This window comes from Billgrantia montanilacus, assembly GCF_003336675.1.
GTDB lineage: Bacteria > Pseudomonadota > Gammaproteobacteria > Pseudomonadales > Halomonadaceae > Halomonas > Halomonas montanilacus.
Genome location: NZ_QPII01000004.1, coordinates 288,303 through 309,811 on the forward strand (window position 1 = coordinate 288,303; position 21,509 = coordinate 309,811).

The 21,509-nt window shown below is 62.9% G+C and carries 20 protein-coding genes; 10 read left to right on the top strand and 10 right to left on the bottom strand.

What is annotated here, in order from left to right; all coding sequences use genetic code 11:
- Nucleotides 1-44 precede the first annotated feature (44 nt).
- The 4 genes from aceF to DU505_RS08420 all read left to right on the top strand — a co-directional run bounded on the left by aceF (nucleotide 45) and on the right by DU505_RS08420 (nucleotide 4,772).
- Nucleotides 45-2,099 carry a pyruvate dehydrogenase complex dihydrolipoyllysine-residue acetyltransferase gene (aceF, locus tag DU505_RS08405; protein WP_114478537.1) on the top strand — a complete coding sequence of 685 codons (2,055 nt, stop codon included), beginning with the start codon at nucleotides 45-47 and terminating at the stop codon, nucleotides 2,097-2,099.
- 250 nt (nucleotides 2,100-2,349) lie between these two features.
- A complete protein-coding gene (gene adk, locus DU505_RS08410) occupies nucleotides 2,350-3,006 on the top strand; it encodes an adenylate kinase (RefSeq protein WP_114478538.1) in 657 nt (218 codons plus the stop codon).
- Between the two features lie 291 nt (nucleotides 3,007-3,297).
- Entirely contained in the window at nucleotides 3,298-4,002 is a 705-nt protein-coding gene (gene tsaB / locus DU505_RS08415) for a tRNA (adenosine(37)-N6)-threonylcarbamoyltransferase complex dimerization subunit type 1 TsaB (protein WP_114478539.1), read from the top strand.
- Between the two features lie 65 nt (nucleotides 4,003-4,067).
- Complete coding sequence (locus DU505_RS08420; RefSeq protein WP_245947839.1) at nucleotides 4,068-4,772, top strand: class I SAM-dependent methyltransferase; 705 nt, start codon at nucleotides 4,068-4,070, stop codon at nucleotides 4,770-4,772.
- A 24-nt stretch (nucleotides 4,773-4,796) separates the two neighbouring features.
- Here the strand turns inward: DU505_RS08420 and plsB are convergent, their stop codons facing one another.
- Complete coding sequence (gene plsB, locus DU505_RS08425; RefSeq protein WP_114478540.1) at nucleotides 4,797-7,238, bottom strand: glycerol-3-phosphate 1-O-acyltransferase PlsB; 2,442 nt, start codon at nucleotides 7,236-7,238, stop codon at nucleotides 4,797-4,799.
- A 124-nt stretch (nucleotides 7,239-7,362) separates the two neighbouring features.
- Between plsB and DU505_RS08430 the strand changes: the two genes are divergently transcribed.
- A complete protein-coding gene (locus tag DU505_RS08430; protein ID WP_114478541.1) occupies nucleotides 7,363-8,484 on the top strand; it encodes a phospholipase D-like domain-containing protein in 1,122 nt (373 codons plus the stop codon).
- Nucleotides 8,485-8,510: 26 nt separating this feature from the next.
- On the opposite strand, the gene DU505_RS08435 is transcribed toward DU505_RS08430, so the two are convergent.
- From DU505_RS08435 to DU505_RS08450, 4 genes are all read right to left on the bottom strand, one after another.
- A complete protein-coding gene (locus DU505_RS08435; protein ID WP_114478542.1) occupies nucleotides 8,511-9,446 on the bottom strand; it encodes a phosphatidate cytidylyltransferase in 936 nt (311 codons plus the stop codon).
- 1 nt (nucleotide 9,447) lies between these two features.
- A complete protein-coding gene (locus tag DU505_RS08440) occupies nucleotides 9,448-10,077 on the bottom strand; it encodes a lysophospholipid acyltransferase family protein (protein ID WP_114478543.1) in 630 nt (209 codons plus the stop codon).
- Nucleotides 10,078-10,132: 55 nt separating this feature from the next.
- The gene (locus tag DU505_RS08445) at nucleotides 10,133-10,756 is read right to left on the bottom strand and encodes a CDP-alcohol phosphatidyltransferase family protein (protein WP_114478544.1); all 624 of its coding nucleotides are present in this window, start codon (nucleotides 10,754-10,756) and stop codon (nucleotides 10,133-10,135) included.
- A 259-nt stretch (nucleotides 10,757-11,015) separates the two neighbouring features.
- Nucleotides 11,016-11,660, bottom strand: a complete 645-nt coding sequence (locus DU505_RS08450; RefSeq protein ID WP_114478545.1) for a YecA/YgfB family protein — start codon at nucleotides 11,658-11,660, stop codon at nucleotides 11,016-11,018.
- A 215-nt stretch (nucleotides 11,661-11,875) separates the two neighbouring features.
- On the opposite strand from DU505_RS08450, the gene DU505_RS08455 reads away from it, so the two are divergent.
- Together DU505_RS08455 and acs are read left to right on the top strand one after the other, a co-directional pair.
- Nucleotides 11,876-12,466, top strand: a complete 591-nt coding sequence (locus DU505_RS08455; protein ID WP_114478546.1) for a SprT family zinc-dependent metalloprotease — start codon at nucleotides 11,876-11,878, stop codon at nucleotides 12,464-12,466.
- 171 nt (nucleotides 12,467-12,637) lie between these two features.
- A complete protein-coding gene (gene acs, locus DU505_RS08460) occupies nucleotides 12,638-14,587 on the top strand; it encodes an acetate--CoA ligase (protein ID WP_114478547.1) in 1,950 nt (649 codons plus the stop codon).
- 53 nt (nucleotides 14,588-14,640) lie between these two features.
- Here acs and ku (DU505_RS08465) read toward each other — a convergent pair whose 3' ends face one another.
- The 5 genes from ku (DU505_RS08465) to DU505_RS08485 form a co-directional block, all read right to left on the bottom strand.
- Nucleotides 14,641-15,741 (bottom strand): non-homologous end joining protein Ku, encoded by a 1,101-nt coding sequence (ku, locus tag DU505_RS08465; protein ID WP_114478548.1) that lies wholly within the window; start codon nucleotides 15,739-15,741, stop codon nucleotides 14,641-14,643.
- On the bottom strand, nucleotides 15,734-16,510 hold the full coding sequence (ku, locus tag DU505_RS08470; RefSeq protein WP_114478549.1) for a non-homologous end joining protein Ku: 777 nt from the start codon (nucleotides 16,508-16,510) through the stop codon (nucleotides 15,734-15,736). The genes ku (DU505_RS08465) and ku (DU505_RS08470) overlap by 8 nt, the downstream gene beginning before the upstream one ends.
- Nucleotides 16,510-16,713, bottom strand: a complete 204-nt coding sequence (locus DU505_RS08475; RefSeq protein ID WP_147273052.1) for a hypothetical protein — start codon at nucleotides 16,711-16,713, stop codon at nucleotides 16,510-16,512. Before DU505_RS08475 ends, ku (DU505_RS08470) begins: the two co-directional genes overlap by 1 nt.
- 29 nt (nucleotides 16,714-16,742) lie before the next feature.
- Nucleotides 16,743-19,250, bottom strand: a complete 2,508-nt coding sequence (ligD, locus tag DU505_RS08480; protein WP_114478551.1) for a DNA ligase D — start codon at nucleotides 19,248-19,250, stop codon at nucleotides 16,743-16,745.
- Between the two features lie 157 nt (nucleotides 19,251-19,407).
- Complete coding sequence (locus DU505_RS08485; RefSeq protein ID WP_114478552.1) at nucleotides 19,408-19,860, bottom strand: hemerythrin domain-containing protein; 453 nt, start codon at nucleotides 19,858-19,860, stop codon at nucleotides 19,408-19,410.
- A gap of 294 nt (nucleotides 19,861-20,154) precedes the next feature.
- On the opposite strand from DU505_RS08485, the gene DU505_RS22525 reads away from it, so the two are divergent.
- From DU505_RS22525 to DU505_RS22830, 3 genes are all read left to right on the top strand, one after another.
- Nucleotides 20,155-20,334, top strand: a complete 180-nt coding sequence (locus DU505_RS22525) for a hypothetical protein (protein WP_181872768.1) — start codon at nucleotides 20,155-20,157, stop codon at nucleotides 20,332-20,334.
- 334 nt (nucleotides 20,335-20,668) lie between these two features.
- Nucleotides 20,669-20,995: a hypothetical protein gene (locus DU505_RS22825; RefSeq protein WP_245947837.1), complete on the top strand. Its 327-nt coding sequence runs from the start codon at nucleotides 20,669-20,671 to the stop codon at nucleotides 20,993-20,995.
- A 4-nt stretch (nucleotides 20,996-20,999) separates the two neighbouring features.
- The gene (locus DU505_RS22830) at nucleotides 21,000-21,125 is read left to right on the top strand and encodes a CocE/NonD family hydrolase C-terminal non-catalytic domain-containing protein (RefSeq protein ID WP_245947841.1); all 126 of its coding nucleotides are present in this window, start codon (nucleotides 21,000-21,002) and stop codon (nucleotides 21,123-21,125) included.
- The last annotated feature ends 384 nt before the right edge of the window (nucleotides 21,126-21,509 follow it).

Genomic DNA, 21,509 nt, shown 5'->3' on the forward strand with positions numbered 1-21,509 from the left:
CCAGGGCCCGCCTGCTCCAGGCACGATTTGGAAGGAGCGCGACCTTGAGTAGCGAAATCATCAAAGTTCCCGACATCGGCGGCAGTGAAGATGTCGAAATCATCGAAATCGCGGTGTCCGAAGGCGACGTCATCGAAGCTGAGGATACCTTGATCACCCTGGAGTCCGACAAGGCCAGCATGGACGTGCCCGCGCCCAAGGGCGGCAAGGTGCTGAAGGTGCTGGTCAAGGAGGGCGATACCGTCTCCGAGGGCGACGACATCGTCGAGCTCGAGGTGGAAGGGGCCGGTAGCGGATCCGACGATGCGCCTGCGAAGGACGAGTCGAACGAGGAAAAGGCTGCTGACGCGAAGGCAGCCGAGAAGCCGGCGGCCGAGAAGCAGGGTGCCGAGGAGAAGCCGGCAGCCAAGGCTTCCGGTGGCGGCGGCTCGCGCACGGTGGAGATCACGGTGCCCGACCTGGGTGGCTCCAGCGATGTGGAGATCATCGAGGTGGCCGTGGCCGAAGGCGACGATATCGAGGCCGAAGACACCCTTTTTACCCTGGAGTCCGACAAGGCCTCCATGGATGTGCCGAGCCCCCATACCGGCAAGCTGGTCACGCTGACGGTGAAAGAGGGCGACACGGTCTCCGAAGGCGATGTGGTCGGCACCATGCAGATTGCCGGTGAAGGCGGCGACAGCGAGTCGGCACACGCTGCCGGCGACCGCGAGCCCGCACCGGCCGAGACAGGCGAAGAGGAGGCGAGCACGGAGGAGGACCAGCCTGCCGCGACGGGTGAGCAGGAGCGCAAGGAGGTCCGCGTGCCGGACCTGTCCGGCGCCAGCGACGTACCGATCATCGAGATGGCCGCCAGCGTAGGCGACGAGGTCGACGAGGAAGATCCGTTGATCACGCTGGAGTCGGACAAGGCCAGCATGGACGTGCCGAGCCCCTACAAGGGCAAGCTGGTGGAGCTCACCGTCAAGGAGGGCGACACTGTCTCTGAAGGCGATCTAATCGGCTATATCGAGACGGCGGGCAGCAAGCCGGCGCCAAAGAAGGACGCAAAGGCCGCCGAGAAGCCGGCCGAACAGCAGCCGCCGGCGTCTTCGGCCAAGGCAGAAAAGTCGGCATCGACGACGCCCGCTGGCGCGCCGAGCCCCGAAGCGCAGATGGCCGCACACAAGCCGCGAGACGGCAAGCTGGTGCATGCCGGTCCGGCGGTGCGCATGCTGGCGCGTGAGCTGGGCGTGGACCTGGGGCTGGTCAAGCCCAGCGGTCCGAAGGAGCGGGTGCTCAAGGAGGACGTCCAGGCCTACGTCAAGCAGGTGATGGCTGGCAAGTCGCAGCCGGCGGCGGCGCCTGCGGCGAACGGTGGTGCCGGCATTCCGCCGATCCCCGAAGTGGACTTCAGCCAGTTCGGCGAGGTGGAAGAGAAGCCCATGGGGCGCCTGCTCAAGATGGGGGCAACCAACCTCCATCGCAGTTGGCTCAATGTGCCCCACGTGACCCAGTTCGACGAAGCGGACATCACCGAGCTGGAGGCGTTCCGCAAGGCGATGAAGGCTGAGGCCGAGGCGCAGGGCGCCAAGCTCACGCCGCTGCCCTTCCTGGTCAAGGCGTGCGCCTTTGCGCTGACCCGGTTCCCGCAGTTCAACGTCAGCTTGAAGGGTGACGGCGAAACCCTGGTGTGGAAGAAGTATGTCCACATCGGGATCGCGGTGGATACACCGGACGGGCTGATGGTGCCGGTGGTCCGCGATGCGGACAAGAAGTCGCTGATCGAAATTGCCACCACCATGGCCGATCTCGGCAAGAAGGCGCAGACCAAGAAGCTCAAGCGTGAGGAGATGACCGGCGGCTGCTTCACGATCTCGAGCCTTGGTTCCATCGGCGGCACGGCCTTCACGCCTATCGTCAACGCACCGGAGGTGGCCATCCTTGGCGTCTCCAAGGCGCAGATGAAGCCGGTCTGGAACGGCAGCGACTTCGAACCGCGGCTGATGATGCCGCTGTCGCTCTCCTATGACCACCGGGCGATCAACGGTGCCGATGCGGCTCGGTTCACGGCCTTCCTGGCCGATGTGCTGACCGACATTCGTCGATTGTTGCTGTAATCGTTTAGTTTTCGACCCCGACCACCGGCGGCGCCTCCTGGGGCGCCGCCGGTGTTTCCGTAAGGCGGGCAAGTCGCTGGGAAGACCAAAGTGCAAGTTGTGTGTTAATTGGCTGAAAAGGTTGGTGCTTTGCCCCGCCTGATCGTCCTCGTCAGCGTATTCGAGGTTGTCTGACCGAGGCCACACGGTTATCGTTCTTTTCCATTCCTTTTTCATCGCAGACTTTATCACTCTCTCAAGGAGCAGCCAGATGCGTTTGATCCTGTTGGGCGCCCCGGGTGCCGGCAAGGGCACACAGGCCCAGTTCATCTGCGAGCGCTACAATATCCCGCAGATTTCCACCGGCGATATGCTGCGCGCCGCCGTCAAGGAAGGCAGTGAGCTGGGCCTCAAGGCCAAGGAGATCATGTCCAGCGGGGGGCTGGTTTCCGACGATCTCATCATCGCCCTGGTCAAGGAGCGCATCGCCCAGCCCGACTGCGAGAATGGCTTCCTCTTCGACGGCTTCCCCCGCACCATTCCCCAGGCCGATGCCATGAAGGACGGCGGTGTGAAGATCGACCATGTGCTGGAGATTGCCGTGGCCGACGAGGAGATCGTCAAGCGCCTGGCGGGTCGTCGCGTGCATCCGGGCTCCGGCCGGGTCTACCATGTCGAATACAATCCGCCCCGGGAAGCCGGCAAGGACGACGTCACCGGTGAGCCCCTGATCCAGCGTGAGGATGACAGCGAGTCCACGGTGCGTCACCGCCTGTCGGTCTACCATGACCAGACCGCACCGCTGGTCGATTACTACAAGCAGTGGGCCGAGAAGGATCCTGAGTCGGCACCCGCCTATCATCGGGTCGACGGCGTGGGTAGTGTCGATGACATCACCACTCAGGTTCTCAAGGCCCTGGAAGGCTAAGGAAAAGCTGATTTGCTGCCGCGCTCGACGACCCACATGGATGTGGGAAGTGCGCAGGTTCGTCGGGAACGAACCTAGCCATCTTGACCGCCGGCGGTGCTCACAATCCTCACCTAGTACTCCATAGGCTCCGGTTTTTGCGCTCCGGCGGCGGTCAACCTCTCTTCGCTCGCTACGCAAATCCGCACTTTCCTCCGCTGCTTGTTTCTCCTGGCCCGCCTGTGCGGGCCATCGTCGTTTAGCGGTCGGCGGCGTATAATGGCCACCCACTTCTCGTCATGATGTCCACCTATGCCGATTCTATTGGCCCTTGATGCCTCCTCGAGTGCCTGTTCCGCCGCTCTGCTGCAACGACGCGAGGGCAGCGACGACGTACTGCTCTCGCGCTTTGCGCTCACCCCCCGTGAACACACCCGCCGCTTGCTGCCGATGGTCGACCAGGTGTTGGCCGAAGCCGGGCTGGCGCCTGCCAAACTGGACGCCGTGGCCTATGGCCATGGCCCGGGCTCCTTCACCGGGCTGCGTATTGCGGCAGGCGTTGCCCAAGGGCTGGCCTACGGCCTGGATCGTCCCCTGTTTGGCGTCTCGACCCTGGAAGCGTTGGCCCTGGGCGCCCATCGTCGTCATGCGCTAACCCACGTCGTGACTGCGCTGGATGCGCGCATGGGTGAAATCTACGTGGCGGCCTGGCGCTGTCATGAGGGGCGCACCGAACGGCTGTCCGAGGAGGCGGTCATGCCACCGGAACGCCTGCAGCTTCCGCCTGGCCACGCGTCGTGTGGTTGGGTCGGCGTGGGTTCCGGCTGGACATTGCGCGAGGCGATGTCGGACGAAATTCGCACAGCGGTTGGCCAAGGTGACACTTCGCTGGAGCCGGCGGCGGAAGAGATGGTGCTGCTGGCCGCCCGTGCCTATGCCGCTGGCGAACGACATGCAGCCCATGACGTCCAACCGATCTATCTACGTGACCAGGTCGCCTGGCAGAAGAGCCGGTGAAGCCCGTGGTCGCCGAATCAAGGGTTGCCGTGGAAGGCGAGGGGCTGGCACCGCTGGCACAGCGGCTGGGGCTGTCGCAGGACGCGGCGGGTGACGCCGAGCTGATACTGCGACGCCAGGATGGTGCCCTGGCGCTCTGCGGTGACGAGACGCGCTACGGAAACCCCCTGGTGGTGGACTTCGTGGCTGGCAGGGTGGCGCACCGGCGGCGCTTCGGCGGAGGGCGTGGTCAACTGATCGCCCGCGCCTGTGGCTTGGTTGGCGGTGTCACGCCCAGCGTGGTGGATGCCACCGCCGGGCTGGGGCGAGATGCCTTCGTGCTGGCGAGCCTCGGTGCTCGGGTGCTGATGATCGAACGCGTGGCGGCGATTCATGCCCTGCTGGAAGACGCCCTGACTAGGGCACGCAGCGATACCGAGACGGCCGAGATTGCCCAGCGGCTGACACTGGCCCATGGCGATGCCACGCGCCGCCTGGCTGAGCTGGTGGCCGACAGCGGTGTGGCGCCGCAGGTGGTCCATCTCGATCCCATGTTTCCCCATCGAGAGAAATCGGCCCTGGTGAAGAAGGAGATGCGCCTGTTTCGGCTGTTGGCCGGCGATGACGACGATGCGCCGCGTCTTCTAGAGGCGGCGCTGGACGTGGCCACGCACCGGGTGGTGGTGAAGCGGCCGCGCAAGGCCCCGCCCATTGTTGGCCCCGCCCCGCGGCATGTCATCGAGGGCAAGACCAGCCGCTACGACCTCTACGTGCATCGCTCTCTGGCCTGAGCTGCGTCGCTGGGGCCAGTCGGCCTAACCCCGAGTGACCAGCTGGAGGCGGTGGCGAAGCTCGGGGTCGAACAGGGCTCGTGAACGCTGAGCCGCTTCGCGCAGCCGCTGGTCGAACCACAACCTGTCACTGGCCTCCCATATCCAGCCCTCGGCCTCGAGACTCCGGATCAGGCCGGCGAACAGGTTGCGGTCGAAGAACTCAGGCGCATCGCGTCCGGAAAGCAGCGCCAGGCGCTCGGCCATCTGCCGACTGCGCTCGGTGAGGTCCTCGCGATCCTGGCTTCCAGGGGGCTGGTCCAGCAGGATTGCCAACAGCAGATAGCCGCGCTCCAGCGAGGGTTGCATCAAACGCCCAAGCAGGTTGAGCTGCTCGCCGGCCTCCAACGCCTCGGCACGCTGCCAGGCATTGTCTTCGTTCGTCAGCAGCGCCGTCTTACCGAGTGCATCGAGCATGGCCGGTAGCGTGCTTGCCAATGTTGCTTCCTCCAGAAACAGCTCCCTGGCGAGGATCGGCCAGGCGGGCTCCAGGAGGTGGTGCAGGCTGTCCAGGTCGTGCTGCCCTGCGTGTCGAAAGGCGAAGGCGGTGAGCCCCGCGAGGGCGAAGAGATGCAGTACGTTGTTGCGATACCACACCAGCAGGCTGGCCTGTTCCGGCTTGGCCACCAGAATGTCGCCAAGAGGGTGAGCGCGACGCTCGATCATGCCAAGTGAGATGACCTGCTCGATCCAGTCGCTCGGCTCGCCCTCGGGCAGGCCGACGTCCAGGCCGCCCGGACACCACTGCTGCAGTCGAGAGAGCAGCCCCAGCTGTCGCGTCATCAGGCTTGCCTCGAGCGCGTTATGGGGTGTCGCCAGCAGTACCAGGGCGACGAGGTTGACCGGGTTGAGGGCGGCGGCGGCATTGATGCGCCGCGCCAGTTCGTTGCCCAGATGTGGCACCGCCTCACCGAGCCAGGCGGGCTTCGGCTCGACCGGTGAATTGCGCCAATTCGGGTCGAGGTCGTTCAGGTAGTCACCGAGCAGCAGCGGGGCGCCGACGCTGACCGTGACCTGCCCGAAAGGCTGGCGCAGCTGACCGAGCACTCGCAGTAGTGCCAGTGGGCTCTCCTTGTGCTTCTTGCCGCCACGCAGTTCACGTTGGTAGCTGGCGTTCTCGATGATCCGTTCGTAGCCGATATAGACCGGTATGAAGGCGAGTTTCGGCGGGCTGGTGCCGGCGGCGCTGCGGTGAAAGGAGCGCAGGGTCATCGCCAGCATGCCGGGTCGTGGTGCCAGCATGCGGCCACTGCGGGAGCGGCCGCCCTCGATGAAATACTCCAGCGGGTGGCCCCGTGCCAGCAGACGATGCAGGTACTCATTGAAGACCGCGGCGTAGAGCGGCTTGTCGCGGAAGCTGCGACGCATGAAGAAGGCACCACCGCGGCGCAGCAGCGGTCCGATCAGCGGGATGTCGAGATTGCGGCCTGCCGCCACGTGTGGCGGCATCAGCCCATCGCGATAGAGCACGTAGGAGAGCAGCAAGTAGTCGATGTGGCTGCGGTGGCAGGGCACATAGACCAGGGTGTGGTCGCCGGCCAGTTCCTTGACCCGTGCCAGTCCCCGCACGTTGACGCCGTCGTAGAGACGATTCCACAGGCGTCGCAGGAGCCCGTCCATGAAGCGCAGCACCGGGTAGGTCATGCTGGAGGCGATCTCTCGCCCGTAACGCAGGGCGCGCCGCTCGAGACGCTGTGGCGAACTTTTCTCGCTCCTGGCAAGTTCCTCGATAACGCGTCGGACTTCGGTGCTTCTGGCGACTCCTTCGATCAGGGTACGGCGATGAGAGAGGTCGGGGCCCAGCACGCGGGTACGCATGCGGCGAAAATGAACGCGCAGCAGGCGGGCGGTCTTGCGGTTGGCCAGTGCCGGGCCGCGTGCATCGAGCAGGTCGCGAAGATGCAGGGGCGCCCCGAAATGGACCTCCACGTTGCGGCCATTGACCAGTACCGACAGACCGCGCCTCATCCTCCCCGTCAGTTGCCAGCTATCGGCGGCAAGCATGCGCCAGAAACCGAAACGCTTGCCCGGAGCGCGGCCCCAGAACACGCTGACCGGCACCAACTGCACGTCGCCATCGGGATCCGCAGCCAGTTGCTCCAGCGCCGAGAGGAAGGGAGCCGGATGCGCCGTTCTGCGCCGCCACAGTCGTCGCCGTGAAACCGGCAGCGTCAGGCATGCCGGTAGCTCGATGCCATCGATTCGCCGCCGGCCACTGGCCGGCGGCAAGCCGTGGCGCTGGCACAGGGTCTCCAGCAGCAGGGCATCCGAGAGCGCCGGGCGGGGCAGGACATAGAGGGTTGGCAGTGACGGGTCGAGTGTCATCGCGTCCGGTGAGGGCTCGATCAGCCGGGTTTCTACCCAGGCGTTGACCAGGCGTCTCAGCGGGCGGCGCAGGGGAGCTAGCAGGGTGCGAGCAAGGGCCATCCGGTTGCCTCTGCTGGGGGCGAGGCGCCAGTATAGCCTTGCCCCGCCTGTCGGGTCAGGTGCTTTCCCTCGGCGTGTAAACGTGCGTCAATTCAGTCACGGAAGTGAATACGGGAGACAGGCCATGCATGGCGTGTGGCGGGATGGCAATCGGTTTCAGCTGCTGGCGGAGTCATCGCGCTTCTTGCCGGCGATGTTCGATGCTATCGAGGAAGCGCGCCATTCGATACTGTTCGAACTCTATCTGATGGAGTCGGGGCGCCTTACCACGGCACTGCTCGATGCCTTGGCGCGAGCTGCCGGGCGTGGGGTGAAGGTCGCCCTGATGCTGGACGGCTACGGCGCCAGGGGCCTGTCCAGGGAGGATCGGCAATACATCGAGTCGGTCGGCATTGCGCTGCGGCTGTTCAATCCGCTGGGTTTCCACTCCCTGGCGCGCAACCTGACCCGGGACCATCGCAAGGTCGTGGTGGTGGATGGCCGGGTAGCCTTTACCGGGGGATTCGGCGCCGTCGATGAATTCCTGAGCGCCTGGTACGAAGTGGCGGTGCGCATCGAAGGCCCGGTGGTGGCCGACTGGGTGCGGCTGTTCTCCCGGCTCTGGGATTCGCCCCTGACACGTGGCGAAGGCTCGCCCTCCCTGGTGCGGGAGGTGGGTCTCAGCCTGACGCAGCGGGAGGACTACCGCGGCATGCGCGGCCGGGTGGTGTGGGGGCAGGGCTACCGCTATCAGGCGATCCGGCACTCCCTCTATGCCCGGGTCTCCTCGGCGCAGCGGCGTATCTGGCTCTGTACCCCCTATTTCGTGCCGACCTTCAGCCTGCGCTTGCGCCTGGTGCGTGCGGCGCGGCGCGGGGTCGATGTGCGGCTGCTGCTGCCGGGGAAGGATCACGACCATCCAGGGGTACGCTATGCCGGGCAGCGCTTCTACCGTCGCATGCTCAAGGCAGGTGTGCGGATCTTCGAGTTCGAACCCAGCTTCATTCACGCCAAGTTCACCCTGGCAGACAACTGGTCGAGCGTGGGTTCATGCAACTTCGACCACTGGAGCCTGCACTGGAATCTCGAGGCGAACCAGGAGGTGGACGATGCCCGCTTTGCCGGTGAGGTCGCCGCCCTGTTCGAGCGCAACTTCTCGGCTAGCCGGGAGATCACTCGGCAGGAGTGGGCGCGGCGCCCCCGCTGGCAGCGGATCAAGGAGTGGGCCTTCGGCAGGCTGGATGGCTGGCTGACCCGACTCCGCTGACGATGACAAGGCATGCACCCTGCCTACTAGGGGACCCACCAATAGCGCACGACATGGAAGAAGATCGGTGCCGCAAAGCACACGGAATCCAAGCGGTCGAGCATGCCGCCGTGGCCTTCAATCATGTGTCCCCAGTCCTTCACGCCCCGGTCACGCTTGATCGCCGACATCACCAGCCCACCAAAGAACCCGAGCAAGTTGATCAATAGCGCAACCAGGCCGGCCTGCCAAGGATTGAACGGCGTGATCCACCACAGCGATGCGCCGGCCAGAGAGGCAAGGGCAATGCCGCCGACGAAGCCTTCGACGGTTTTGGAAGGCGATAGATTCGGGGCAATCTTGCGCTTGCCGAACAATTTGCCGCAGACGTACTGCAGTACGTCGGAAAGCTGCACGACGACCACCAGGTAAGCGATAAGGAGGAGATGTCGACCCTCGAACCCGGGGATGTCGAGAGTCAGCAGTGCGGGTACGAAGGAGATGCAGAATACGGCCAGCATCAGCCCCCATTGTACCTTGGACGTACGTTCGAGAAAGCGTGCGCTGTCGCCGCCGAGAGAGGCCAGGATCGGTAGAAGAAGAAAGACATAGACGGGAACGAAGATCGAAAACATGCCGTACCAGTCGATGGCGATCAGCAGGTACTGCATGGGCAAGACGAAGTAGAAGGCGGCCACCAGCGCGGGATAGTCGCTACTCCGGGTCGGAACCAGGGTAATGAACTCACGCAGGGCATAGAAGGACACCCCGTAGAACAGCAGGATGACTGCCGTTTGCCCCAGCAGGAACGCGAATCCAATCACGGCAACCATTAGCCACCAGGCCTTGATTCGTGCGTTGAGATTGTCGATTACCGGATTGGGGCCCACACCAGTGCGCCACTTCAGTACGAAGCCCACGATGGAGGCGAGAAGTAACAGGCTTCCGATACCGGCGAAGAGCAAGAGGGTATGTCGATCCATGTCAGGCTTCCTCCTCCGGTGCCAGTTCCAGCAGCGCCTCTACGGCACGCGCAAGGAAAGCCTCCTTGCTTTCGTCCTCCTTGGCCACCAGCGGGGCGCCGAAGCTGACGGTGCACAATAACGGCAGCGGCAAGACCCGGCCCTTGGGCATCACCCGCTTGAGATTGTCGATCCATACAGGAACCAGTTCGACTTGCGGACAGGCCTTGGCCAAGTGGAAGATGCCGCTCTTGAATGGCAGCAGCTTCACTTCGTCATCGAGATTGCGCGTGCCCTCCGGAAACAGGATCAACGAGTCTCCCGCTTCCAGCGCCTTGAGCATTGGCTCCAGCGGGTTGTGATCGCTGGCGGAGTGCTGACGATCGATCAATACGCCCTTGAAAACTTCGCCGATAACGAAGCGACGCAGCGTTCCCTTGGTCCAGTAATCGGCACCGGCTACCGGTCGGGTCCGTTTGCGCAACGCCGCTGGCAGCGAAGCCCAGAGCAGGACGAAGTCGCCATGGCTGGTATGGTTGGCAAAGTAGATGCGCTGTTTCGACCTTGGCGTGGTGCCTAACCAAAGGCTACGCAATCCGGTAATGGCCCGGGCGCCGGCAATGACGCTGTATGCGACAAGGGTAGCGAGCATGAAGCCTCTTCCAGAGTGAACAGTGAGAATAAGATAGCCCCGTGCATCATGACGGCTATTCGTTGACCGGCTGCCCTGCCACTTCCGCCAGCCCTTGCCTTATGCGGTTATACAGCGTGGCCAACAGCAGCAAGACCATCAGCATCAGCAGCCAGTCGATCCAGTCGAGCGGCAGCCAGCCGCTGGCGACGCCTGCACCCAGTACGCCAAAGCACAGCGCCCGATCGCTCTTGCCCATGGGCCCGTCGTATCGGCGCGAAGCGCCTATCATCGGGCCGAGTACGCCTGCGTATTCGCTGATCACGGCGAGCAATATCACCAGCCCCACCCACAGCGGGCTCACTCCCGGAAGCAGGGCGAACGGCAGATAGAGCGCGCTGTCGGCAACGACATCGGTCAGCTCGTTCAGGTAGGCACCCAGTCGGCTCTTCTGGCCGAACTCACGGGCGAGCATGCCATCGACGGCATTGAGTGCCATGCGCAGTAGCATCCAGAGGGGGATCAGGGCGAACAGCCAGCGATGATCGGCGAAGAGGGCAACCAGAACAGCTACCAGCAGAGAGGCCAGGCAGGCACTCAGGGTAACCTGGTTGGCCGTAATGCCATATTCGAATAGGCGCCGAACGGCGGGGCGCAGAAGGCGCTGGAAACGCGGCTTGAGGCGATAGATGGAAATCAAGGCTGATGTTTCCTATGGCATATCGTTATACAGGCAAGGCACCTTCTACCTCTCGAGCCGAGCGCTGACCAAGGGCTTGTGCTGGCAGATATGGATGATGGCTTGCCGCGCCGGCGCCCATGCTGAAAACGCATGAGCGTACCGGCCGACACGTGATGAAACAATCCTCAAGCGAATGCTGGTGTCATTTTCCTACAGCAATTTACGTATATGTCTTACATGAAAATCGAGATGCAATAGCCAGTACGAAACGTCGAGGTCAATGCTTGCCTTTCCCTCGTTTCGAAGGCTTCTTCTTGCGCGGGATGGGTTTGGTCGTCTCCGGCGGTACCCGGTAGTGCAGATAGAGATCCAGCACCAGCTCGGGTAGCTGATCCACCAGCGACTGCAGGCGTGTCGTGTCGGTGGCGAGCTCCGCCATGTCGGGTTCGTCCTCGAAGAGGCCGGAAAGCGCCATGAAGGGCAACAGCAGGGTAGCTACGGTCTCCTCGTCGTGTTCGAACCAGGATGCCTCATCGAGGAAGACCCCTTCCATGAATCCGGCACACCAGTCGCCGATGGGCGTCTCCTCCGGTGCCATGCCTTCCAGGGCCGTATCGAAGGGTAGCTCCGGGAGCCCCCCTTGTTCGAGAGTGTCAATGGCGTTGTGGCGGAGCCGCTCCAGCAGTCCGAGGATTTCGCTGCGCTCGGCATCGTCGGCAAAGGAGGGTTCGCCCTGGAAGAGCTCGGCTATCCAGGCGGCGGTTTCGATTTCGCTTGGTGCAACGGCCAGGGCTACCAGGAAGCCGTGTGCCGAGATAAGGTCCAGGGCATCGGGATCGACGCGGTCGGAATCCAGGTACTCGTCGAGCCGTTCGAGCGCTTCATCCTCGAGTAGTGGCTGGGGCTGGGGCGTGTCGGACATGGGCTCTCTCGCTGGCGGCGGGTCGGATAAGGGCGTGTCGGCATCGGAAAAGGGGTTTGCGCCGGCATGGGCTGGACGTCGCCTTCCCGGGCCGCCATTCTAGCACTCTGGTTTCGTCCGGTCCCCGTCATGGCTTGCCGGCCAAGCCAAGCATTCGCGTCATAACCCCGTCCACTCCCGGAACCCGTCTGCGCCAGGAAAGCCTCCGTTTCGCCATGAACCCTCCCGCTACTGTTCTCAAGCCTCCCGGTGCTGCCCCGAACCGGCCGGCACTTCCCGACCCAGGGACGACCTGGCTGTCGCAGCTCGACGAGGCGGCGCTGCATCAGGCGCTGCTCGACCGGGTCGAGGCCGCCTGGCGGCTCTGTCTCGAATTCCACCCCGACCTGCCTCGGCCACGGGTCTGGTGCGACCTGCGTGGCAAGTGCGCCGGTCAGGCGCATTATGGTCGCGGCGGACTGCGCTTCAACCCGGTGCTCTACCGGGAAAATCGCCATGCTTATCTGGTCGAGGTGGTGCCCCACGAAATGGCTCACTGGCTGGTGCGCCATCTCAGCGATGGCCACCGGGCGCGCCCCCACGGCCGCGAATGGCGAACGGTGATGCGACAACTCTTCGGTCTCGAACCCCGGGTGACCCACGCCTTCGATACGGCCCTGGCGAGCCCCGCTCCCTACCGTTATGTCTGCCACTGCCGCGAGCACGCATTTACCGCTCGACGGCACGCCCTGGCGCGCCGAGGCAGAGGCTACCGCTGTCGTCATTGTGCTCAGACCTTGGTCTATCAGCCATTTGCAGAGCGCTAAAAATCTTCTCAACTATTTGAAATAAAAAAGAAAAATCTTGATACCAATGTCTAAGTGGAAGGCTGTCACAGGAGGTATATGCTGGAGAGACATCATGGTGCCGGCGCAACCAACAATAATGCTGCCGGCGGTATCCAAGAGAGTGCTGCATCTCCTCGAAGAGGCTATTCAATGACCGAACAGCAGAAAGTCCATCCAGTAAGCGACGATTTTGCCGCCAACGCCTGGATCGACAAGGAAAAATACCAGGCCATGTACCAGCATTCCGTTGATGACCCCGAGGGGTTCTGGGCGGAGCAGGCCAAGCGTGTCGACTGGATCAAGGCACCGACCAAGATCAAGAATACCAGCTTCGATTCGCATAACGTTGATATCCGCTGGTTCGAGGATGGCACGCTCAATGCCAGCACCAATTGCCTGGATCGTCACCTGACGGATCGTGGCGACCAGACGGCCATCATCTGGGAAGGGGACGACCCCAACGACGCCAAGCACATCAGCTATCGTGAGCTGCACGCCCAGACCTGCCAGCTGGCTAATGCCCTGAAGGCGCTCGGCATCGGCAAGGGGGACGTGGTGACCCTCTACATGCCGATGATTCCCGAAGCCGCCATGGCCATGCTGGCCTGCGCCCGGATCGGTGCGGTCCACTCGGTGGTGTTCGGCGGCTTCTCACCGGATGCCCTGGCACAGCGAGTGGTGGGAGCCGATTCCAAGCTGATCATTACCGCCGATGAGTCGGTTCGTGGCGGCAAGCAGGTGCCGCTCAAGGACAATGTCGATGCCGCGCTGACGCGTCCCGGCACCGAAGTGTGCGAGAAGGTGCTGGTGGTCAAGCGGACCGGCGGCGAGATCGAGTGGAAGGAGGGGCGTGACGTCTGGTATCACGACCTGGTCGACAAGCAGTCCAGCGACTGTCCGGCCGAGGAGATGAATGCCGAGGACCCGCTCTTCATTCTCTATACCTCTGGCTCCACCGGCGCGCCTAAGGGGCTCAAGCACACGACCGGCGGCTATCTGACCTACGCCAGCCTGACTCACCAGTACATCTTTGACTACCAGGATGGCGAGGTCTACTGGTGCACCGCCGATGTGGGCTGGGTCACCGGCCACAGCTATATCGTCTATGGTCCGCTGGCCAACGGTGCCACCACGCTGATGTTCGAGGGCGTACCGAGCTATCCGACGCACGGCCGCATGGGCGAGATCGTCGACAAGCATAGCGTCAACATCCTCTACACCGCGCCAACCGCCATCCGTGCCCTGATGGCCCATGGCGATAGCGTTATGGACTCCAGCAAGCGTGACAGCCTGCGCGTGCTCGGTTCGGTAGGTGAGCCTATCAACCCCGAGGCGTGGGAATGGTTCTATCGCGTGATCGGCAACTCCAACTGCCCGATCGTCGACACTTGGTGGCAGACCGAAACCGGCGGTATCCTGATCTCGCCGCTGCCCGGCGCCATGGACCTCAAGCCGGGGTCCGCCACGCTGCCGTTCTTTGGCGTGTTGCCGGCATTGGTTGACAGCGAGGGCAACGAACTCGAGGGTGTCGCAGACGGCAATCTGGTGATCCTCGATTCCTGGCCCGGTCAGGCGCGCTCTATCTGGGGCGATCACGACCGCTTCGTGCAGACCTATTTTTCTACTTACAAGGGCGTGTATTTCACCGGAGACGGCTGTCGCCGCGACGAAGATGGCTATTACTGGATCACCGGTCGAGTCGACGACGTGCTCAACGTTTCCGGACACCGCATGGGCACCGCCGAGATCGAGTCCTCGCTGGTGGCTCACGAGTCCGTGGCAGAGGCCGCGGTGGTCGGTTTCCCCCATGACATCAAGGGCCAGGGGATCTACATCTATGTCACCCTGACCGATGGCGTGGAGCCCAGCGACGCGCTCAAGAAGGAGCTGACCCAGTGGGTGCGCAAGGATATCGGCCCCATTGCCTCGCCGGACGTCATACAGTGGGCGCCGGGTCTGCCCAAGACGCGTTCGGGCAAGATCATGCGTCGTATCCTGCGCAAGATCGCCGCCAACGAGTGTGATGGCCTGGGCGACACCAGCACCCTGGCAGACCCAAGCGTGGTGGATGATCTTATCGAGCATCGTGCCATCCGCTGAGGTGCTATCAATCCGCTCCGTCTTCGCCGGCCCATGTGGCCGGCGTTTTCATTTCAGCCGGCCCTGGCGATCGCCTCGACCAGCTCGGCCTTGCTCATGCGGCTGCGGCCGGGAAGGTCGAGTTTCCGGGCACGCTGGTATAGCTCGTCGCGGGAGAGCTGTTCCAACTTGTGGGAGCTTGTCGACTTGCCGCTTTTCCCTGACTTGCCTTTCCTGGCCTGGGAGTGGCTACTGTCGTCTTCCTGCCCGGGCGGGCGGCCCTCGGCCAGGCTCTGCTTTAGTACCTGCATCAGGTCGATCACCTCGCCGCCCTGTTCTGCCTCGGTGTCCGGATCGCGCTCCTCTTCGCTCAGTTCGATCACGTCCTCGCCACGTGCGAGCTTTTCCTCGGCGTGCGCGATGATGCGCTGACTCTGCAGGTCCTGAAGCGCCTCGCGCGCCAGATCGTCCCCCACCAACGCCTCGATGGCCCGCTTCATGGCCGTAACCCGCTTCTTGTCGGGCCGGACGGCCTCGGGCAGGTCAATGTCCTCGGGCGCGCGTATCTCCTCGGCGAAGCGCAGCGTCTCGGCGCGCAGAATGCCTTTCTCGGCGATGATTGCCACCAGATACTCCTTGCCGCGCATGACGAAGGTGGCGATGCCGGCGCGCTCGGACGCTTCCATGCTCTTTGCCAACAGGCGGTAGGCCTTGGTCACACCCTTGTCGGGGGTCATGAAGTAGGCGCGCTGGAAGTACAAAGGGTCGATCTCGTCGAGCCCGACGAAGCGCTTGAGATCGATCTCCTGGGATTTCTCCGGGGCCAGCGACTCGAGTTCGCTATCTTCGACCACCACGAATTCGTTCTTCTCGACTTCGTAGCCGCGAACCAGCTCGTCGTAGTCGAGCACGCGCGCCTCCTTCTCGCAGAAGTAGCGCCGTGCCAGCGGCGTGCCGTCGCGGTCGACCATGCGCAGCGACACCGGCTTGGGTCGGTTGGCGGGATAGAGATTGACCGGTAGGCTGACCAGCCCGAAGGTGATGGTGCCCGACCACAGTGGGCGCGGGCCGCTGGCATGGAAGCGCTTCTTCTCTGCTTGCTTCGCCGATGGGTCCTTGCGCTTGTCCTTTTTCTTCTCTTTGCCCTTGGTCTGGCGCTTGCTCTGGCTAGGCACGCTTGCGCTCCTTCTTCAGGCTGGCCTCGAGCGCCTTGGACAGGTCGTCGGAAGCCTTGCGGCGATGAAGGGGGGTGACCTTGACGCTCTTGCCGCGCTGTTTGGCCTCGATCAGCTCGAGCACCCGCTCGCGGTATTCGTCATGATATTCCTCGGGGTCGAACTCGGCCTCCAGCATGCCGATCAGCTGGCGCGCCATGTCGAGTTCCTTGGCATCTAGCGCCTTGCCCTTGGGTGGCTCCAGGGCGTCCACCGGGACCACCTGCTCCTCGTGGCGCAGCGACATCAGCATGGGCACGCCGCGGTGCAGGCGCAGGGCGCCAACATAGCTCTTCTTGCGCATGACCCAGCGTGCCAGCCCTTCCTTGCCGCTGTTGCCCAGCGCCTCGGCCAGGGCGAAGTAGAGCGACTCGCTGCCGTCGGGTCCGAGGTAGTAGGGGCGGTCGTACCAGCGGTGGTCGATCACCTGAGGCGGCAGGAAGCGGATCACTTCGATGTCGCGCCCCGAATCCGGCTCCAGCGCCTCGAGTTCCTCCTTGTCGAATACCACCAGGCTTCCCTCGTCGGTGCGATAGGCACGCCGGGTCTCGGCGTAGGGCACGATCTCGTCGGTGTCGGGGTTGACCATGGCCTGCTTGACCGGTGAACGATCCTTCTCGTGGAGCAGTCGGAAGTGCACGCTGCGGTCCTGTACTGCCGAATAGAGCTTGACCGGAACCTGAACTTCGCCGAAGCGGATCACGCCTTTCCACATCGCGCGAGCGGCCATCAGTTTTCCTCCTCATGACGGTTACCATTCTCATGGCATTCGGGGCAGACCGTCTCGCGGTTCTCGAAGCGTGTCGCGACGCATGAGGGGCAGATCGGCCGGTCGCAGTAGATGCAGTGGTAGCCCGCCTCGTAATGGAAGGTGCGCAAGCAGAATTGGCACGTCTCGGGGCCGGACTCGAGCCACCAGGGTGTTTCGCTCATGTCATTTCCCCAGTCGTTCCGTTCGCCGTTCATTTCACGCCCACCGCCTTGAGCAGGTCGGCATCGAGCGGGCGCGCCGCTTCAGCGAAATTCGCCCAAGGATCCTCGCGCAGGGCCGAGAGCCGGCGACGCAGGTTTGCGACGTTGTAGCGGTCGGCGCGCAGCGCGGCGTTGAGTTCGTCCCAGCGGATCGGCACCGCCACCGGGGCGTTCTCTCGCGCCCGCACCGTATAGGAGGCGACTGCCGTGGCACCGCGGCCGTTGCGCAGGTAGTCGATGAAGATGCGCCCCTCGCGCTTGGCCTTGGACATGTTGGTGGTCAGCCGCCTGGGGTCGTCCTGGGCGTGCGCTTCGGCCACACCCTTGGCGAAGGCCTTGGCCTGGTCCCACTCGGCGCTGGGCTCGAGCGGCACGACCAGGTGCAGCCCCTTGCCGCCAGTGGTGCGCAGGAACGGCGTGAGTCCCAGCGACTCGAGGCGCTCGCGCAGGGTGCCGGCGACGCGCAGGATCTCCTTCCAGGCCATGCCTTCGTCCGGGTCGAGGTCGAATACCAGGCTGTCGGGCTGCTCGAGGTGATCGATGCGGCTGCCCCAGGGGTGGATTTCGAGCGCCCCGGCCTGCACCAGTCCTACTAGATGGGCAGCGGTCTCGACATAGACGTATTCGGCGCTGCCTTTCTTCTCCGGCACGTCGAGGCGCGGAACGCTGTCCGGGATGGCGCGGCGCGGATGCTTCTGGAAAAAGCACTCGTCGTCGCGCCCCTGAGGGCAGCGCACCAGCGACAAAGGGCGGCGGACCAGGTGGGGCAGGACCCACTCCTGGATCTGATCGTAGAAACGCGCCAGGTCGAGCTTGGTCAGGCCCTGCTCGGGAAACAGCACGCGGTCGGGGTTGGTGAGACGCACACCGAGCAGAGAGGTCTCGTCCTTGCGTTTGCTAGGGGAGGGCGAGCCATCGACGGCCATCTCCTTGGTCGGGGTCATGCGGATCTCCTCCGGGTTGCGATCCTCGCGCAGTCCACGAAACGCGGGATGACGCAGGCGGCCGTCGCGGGTTCGCTCGGTGAACTCCACCTCGATGACGAGCTCGGGGCGCACCCAATGGGCCGACCGGCTATCCGGCACACTGCCGTGGAAGGGCGAGCGTTTCACCTCGAGGTCCTGCAGGGTGGCACTCAATTGCTCCAGCAAACGATTGCTGAAACCGGTACCGACGCGGCCGGTGTAGACCAGTCCCTGCTTGCCGTAGGCCCCTATCAGCAGCGAGCCGAAGCCGCTGCGTGAGCCTCTGGGCTCCGTATAACCGCCGACCACGAACTCCTCGTGGCTGGCGCACTTGACCTTGAGCCAGTCGCGGCTGCGCTTCTGCTGGTAGCGGCTGTCCGCGCGCTTGCAGATGATGCCTTCGAGCCCCATCCGGCAGGCGCGCTCATGGAAGGCTTCACCCTGCGTCTCGATATGGTCGGAGTAGCGGATGGTGCCTTCCTTCATTTGCGCGGCATCAAGCAATGCCTCGAGAGTGCGCTTGCGCTCCAGCAGCGCCACGCCGGCGAGGTCATGGCCTTCGAAATAGGGTAAGTCGAAGACCTGGTAGACGAGGGAATCGGTGCGACCGCTGGAGATCGCCTCCTGCAACTGGCCGAAGCGGCTGATGCCATCCTTGCCCATGGCCACCACCTCGCCGTCTAGCAGCGCCGACTCCACCGGCAGCGGTGCCAGCGCCCGGGCGACTTCGGGAAAACGGTGGGTCCAGTCCTTGCCGTTGCGGGTAATGAGACGCACATCGCCGTTCTCGATGCGGGCGAGCAGGCGATAGCCGTCGAGCTTGATCTCGTGGATCCAGCCGTCCTTGTTGGGCACTTCGCGGGCCACGGTGGCGAGCTGCGGCTTCACCTCGCGTGGCAGCTTCGCGCGCCGGGCGCCATCGAGGTTTGATGGGTCGGGCAGGGCGGAGGTTTTCGATGACCAGGTGGCGTCTCGGTCCTCGGCGATCTCATCCATGCTGCGACCGCTGGCGATGCTCACGTCGAGGTCGACCGTGAGCGCATCGTCCATGCGTGGCTTGTCGTCGTGGCGCTTGATCAGCAGCCAGTTGCGCCCGTGCTTGTCCTGGCGCTTGCCGCTCATGCGGGTCAGGGTCCAGCTACCCTTGAGCCGCTCGCCGTCGAGTTCGATATCGATACGATCCGGCTTGGGCCGACCCTTGACCTGCCAGGTGCCACGGTCCCACAGCATCACGGTGCCGCCGCCGTAGGATTTCTCGGGAATCACGCCTTCGAACTCACCATACTCCAGCGGATGGTCCTCGACCTCTACGGCCAGGCGCTTTTCGCCAGGCGCGAGGCTCGGCCCCTTGGGCAGGGCCCAGCTCTTGAGCACACCGTCCTGCTCCAGACGGAGGTCGAAATGGTCGTGGCTCGCTGCATGCTTGTGCATCACGTAGAGATTGCCCGACGCGGCCTCGCCTTGCGCCTTGCCGGCGGGTTCCCTGGTTCGCTTGAAATCTCGCTTGCGGCGATACTCCTTGAGTTTCTCCATCGGCATCATCCTTGACCGCTGCGCTCTCGACAGAAAGTTCTCGACAGATAGCCACGCTTTCAGACTAGCTCCGGACTGCCCAAGCGCAAATGCCCACACCGCATCGGGCCCTGGCGTGGTTGCCAGGGCCCGATGCGGTGTGGGATGGAGGGTGAATTCAACCCGCCATCAACTCCTTCTTGCGTGCCTGCATCCTTTCGCCAAGTTCTTCGAGCTCAGCCTCCGACATGGTCTTGCGTGCCTGCGGGAACATTTCCTCCTCTTCTTCCTCGGCGTGGTGCTCGATAAGCTCTTTCAGTACCTTGGCGCGTCCGGAAAACTGAGTGCCGCCGGGGTCGGCCTTCTTCAGGTCGGGCATGACCAACTCCTCGACGGCGCGATGCTCCTCGTGGGCTTCGTAGTACATCACATCGTTGGTCTTGCCACTGGCCTTCTTGAAGGCAGGGTAGAATATCTCTTCCTCGATCTGGGTATGAACTTGAATCTCTTTCTCGATCTTGGCCAGCAGTTCAGGGCGTCTCTTTTCTGCACGCTCGGTCGTGTTCACCAGCTGGCTGAGTAAATCTCGCACCTTGTCATGGTCTTCCTTGAGCAGCTCGAGAGCATTCATGATGTTACCTCCTGTAGGCATCGGACACTCGCCAACTCAGCATAGCCTTGGATGCATCGGTGTCAAACTCTCGGTCGGCATCTGTTCGCCCGGCTTTCTAAACTTCGCTAATACCGTGGCTCTGAAGCGGCTAGATATCGTGCGTTAACGACTTTTTGTTGGATCTATATTAAAGGTGTGTGTTGTGAGTCTTTTCTCATTGTGTTTGCAGGGTTTGAAAAGGTAAAGATTCGTCTTCGCCATGGGACCTTTGTGGTCGGCTAGATATCTTGAGGAGAAGGAACGAAAGGGCTCGTGCTCGTACCTGCCCTTCAGGTTGTACCAGCGTTCTGCGGCGTCGACCCCTTTGCGGAGAAGCCTCTCGAGCAAGTCACCGTGGAATTCCCTTTCTGGATCAAGCCGGTAAAAGCGTTCTTCTCCCATCTCGGCTTCAGAATCGAAGATGAAGCGCAATTTCATGTTGCTATCGAGTAAATCCGAAAAGGCATAAAGCAGCTGGGTGACCCCTTTGACGGAGTACTCCGCATGTCGATCTTCCGTCGGAAATGAAGGAAATGGACGTTAATTCCCGCATCGTAGAGGAGGTTGTTTCAGGTGTGCAGAGTGCCCCGAGGGTACGGTATTTTGCGGTGAATTCAACGTGCATGGCATCATCTCTCAGCCGAGCTCCGAGAAAATTGATGCGCCGTGGGATAGGCTCGAGTATCCCAGCAATCTTCCCGAAACTTTGTATCGGAAGATGATTGAAGTCAGCCGTCGTTATCTCGAACATATTGGTTAAGACAATGGCTGCTTCAATGCTGAGTTCATGTGGGACGAAGAGAACGAAAAGCTGTGGCTGATCGAGGTCAATACGCGTATATCGCAGCCTCATAGAGAGGTCTTCATCATGGTGGACGGCATGTCCAACCATGAAGTGGCGGTGGATATCGCGCCGGGCCAGCGTCCGTCGATGGCCAATCGCCAGGGGCCCTATGCCGTTGCAGCCAAGTGGCTGAAGGGCAAGAAACCGGCATCATGGACGAGCCCATGCTGCGCGCCTGGCAGCAGGACAGCGCGCCCCCCGACACCTGCAGCGATGCTGACACCGAGCCGCTGGTGCCTCATGAGGCTATCTCGTCACCATACCGCTTAACGGGATCGCCCAGCGCTTTACGGCCGGTCATCAGATATGGGTCTCGGTTTCGACTTCCTACTGGCCGTTGGCCTGGCTACCCCTCGGCACGTGGCGAAACCTATACCGAACGCTCCTTCAATTGCGATGACTGGAATATCGAGGTGTACACCCGTACCGTTCTGAGCTGCACGGAGACGGCCTTTCACATCCATGCCCAGCTCGATACGTATGACGAGGACTACCGGGTCTTCTCCAAGAATTGGGAGCGAGTCATACCACGGGACAACATGTAGCGATGACGTAACGCTGTGAAGAGAAATTGCCCCTGGGGAAACCGCGGGGCAAAGGTGTGTGGCCAAGGCATGAGGGCAGGTGTCAGCCATGTCCGGCGGAAGTCACAGTCTGGAGGATGGGGGTGCGGACGGAATCTTGGACTACATCGAGGGTAGTTCATGTATTCGTATGAAGATCGCATAAGGGCAGTGGAGCTCTACCTCAAGTACGGCAAGAGCGCGTCAGCAGTGGTTCGTGA

Bases quoted from the DNA above. Each gene is read 5' to 3' on its own strand.
- adk (WP_114478538.1), top strand. From the start codon at position 2,350: ATGCGTTTGATCCTGTTGGGCGCCCCGGGTGCCGGCAAGGGCACACAG.
- tsaB (WP_114478539.1), top strand. From the start codon at position 3,298: ATGCCGATTCTATTGGCCCTTGATGCCTCCTCGAGTGCCTGTTCCGCC.
- plsB (WP_114478540.1), bottom strand. From the start codon at position 7,238: ATGGCCCTTGCTCGCACCCTGCTAGCTCCCCTGCGCCGCCCGCTGAGA.
- DU505_RS08430 (WP_114478541.1), top strand. From the start codon at position 7,363: ATGCATGGCGTGTGGCGGGATGGCAATCGGTTTCAGCTGCTGGCGGAG.
- DU505_RS08435 (WP_114478542.1), bottom strand. From the start codon at position 9,446: ATGGATCGACATACCCTCTTGCTCTTCGCCGGTATCGGAAGCCTGTTA.
- DU505_RS08440 (WP_114478543.1), bottom strand. From the start codon at position 10,077: ATGCTCGCTACCCTTGTCGCATACAGCGTCATTGCCGGCGCCCGGGCC.
- DU505_RS08450 (WP_114478545.1), bottom strand. From the start codon at position 11,660: ATGTCCGACACGCCCCAGCCCCAGCCACTACTCGAGGATGAAGCGCTC.
- DU505_RS08455 (WP_114478546.1), top strand. From the start codon at position 11,876: ATGAACCCTCCCGCTACTGTTCTCAAGCCTCCCGGTGCTGCCCCGAAC.
- acs (WP_114478547.1), top strand. From the start codon at position 12,638: ATGACCGAACAGCAGAAAGTCCATCCAGTAAGCGACGATTTTGCCGCC.
- ku (WP_114478549.1), bottom strand. From the start codon at position 16,510: ATGGCCGCTCGCGCGATGTGGAAAGGCGTGATCCGCTTCGGCGAAGTT.
- DU505_RS08475 (WP_147273052.1), bottom strand. From the start codon at position 16,713: ATGAGCGAAACACCCTGGTGGCTCGAGTCCGGCCCCGAGACGTGCCAA.
- ligD (WP_114478551.1), bottom strand. From the start codon at position 19,250: ATGGAGAAACTCAAGGAGTATCGCCGCAAGCGAGATTTCAAGCGAACC.
- DU505_RS08485 (WP_114478552.1), bottom strand. From the start codon at position 19,860: ATGAATGCTCTCGAGCTGCTCAAGGAAGACCATGACAAGGTGCGAGAT.
- DU505_RS22825 (WP_245947837.1), top strand. From the start codon at position 20,669: ATGTGGGACGAAGAGAACGAAAAGCTGTGGCTGATCGAGGTCAATACG.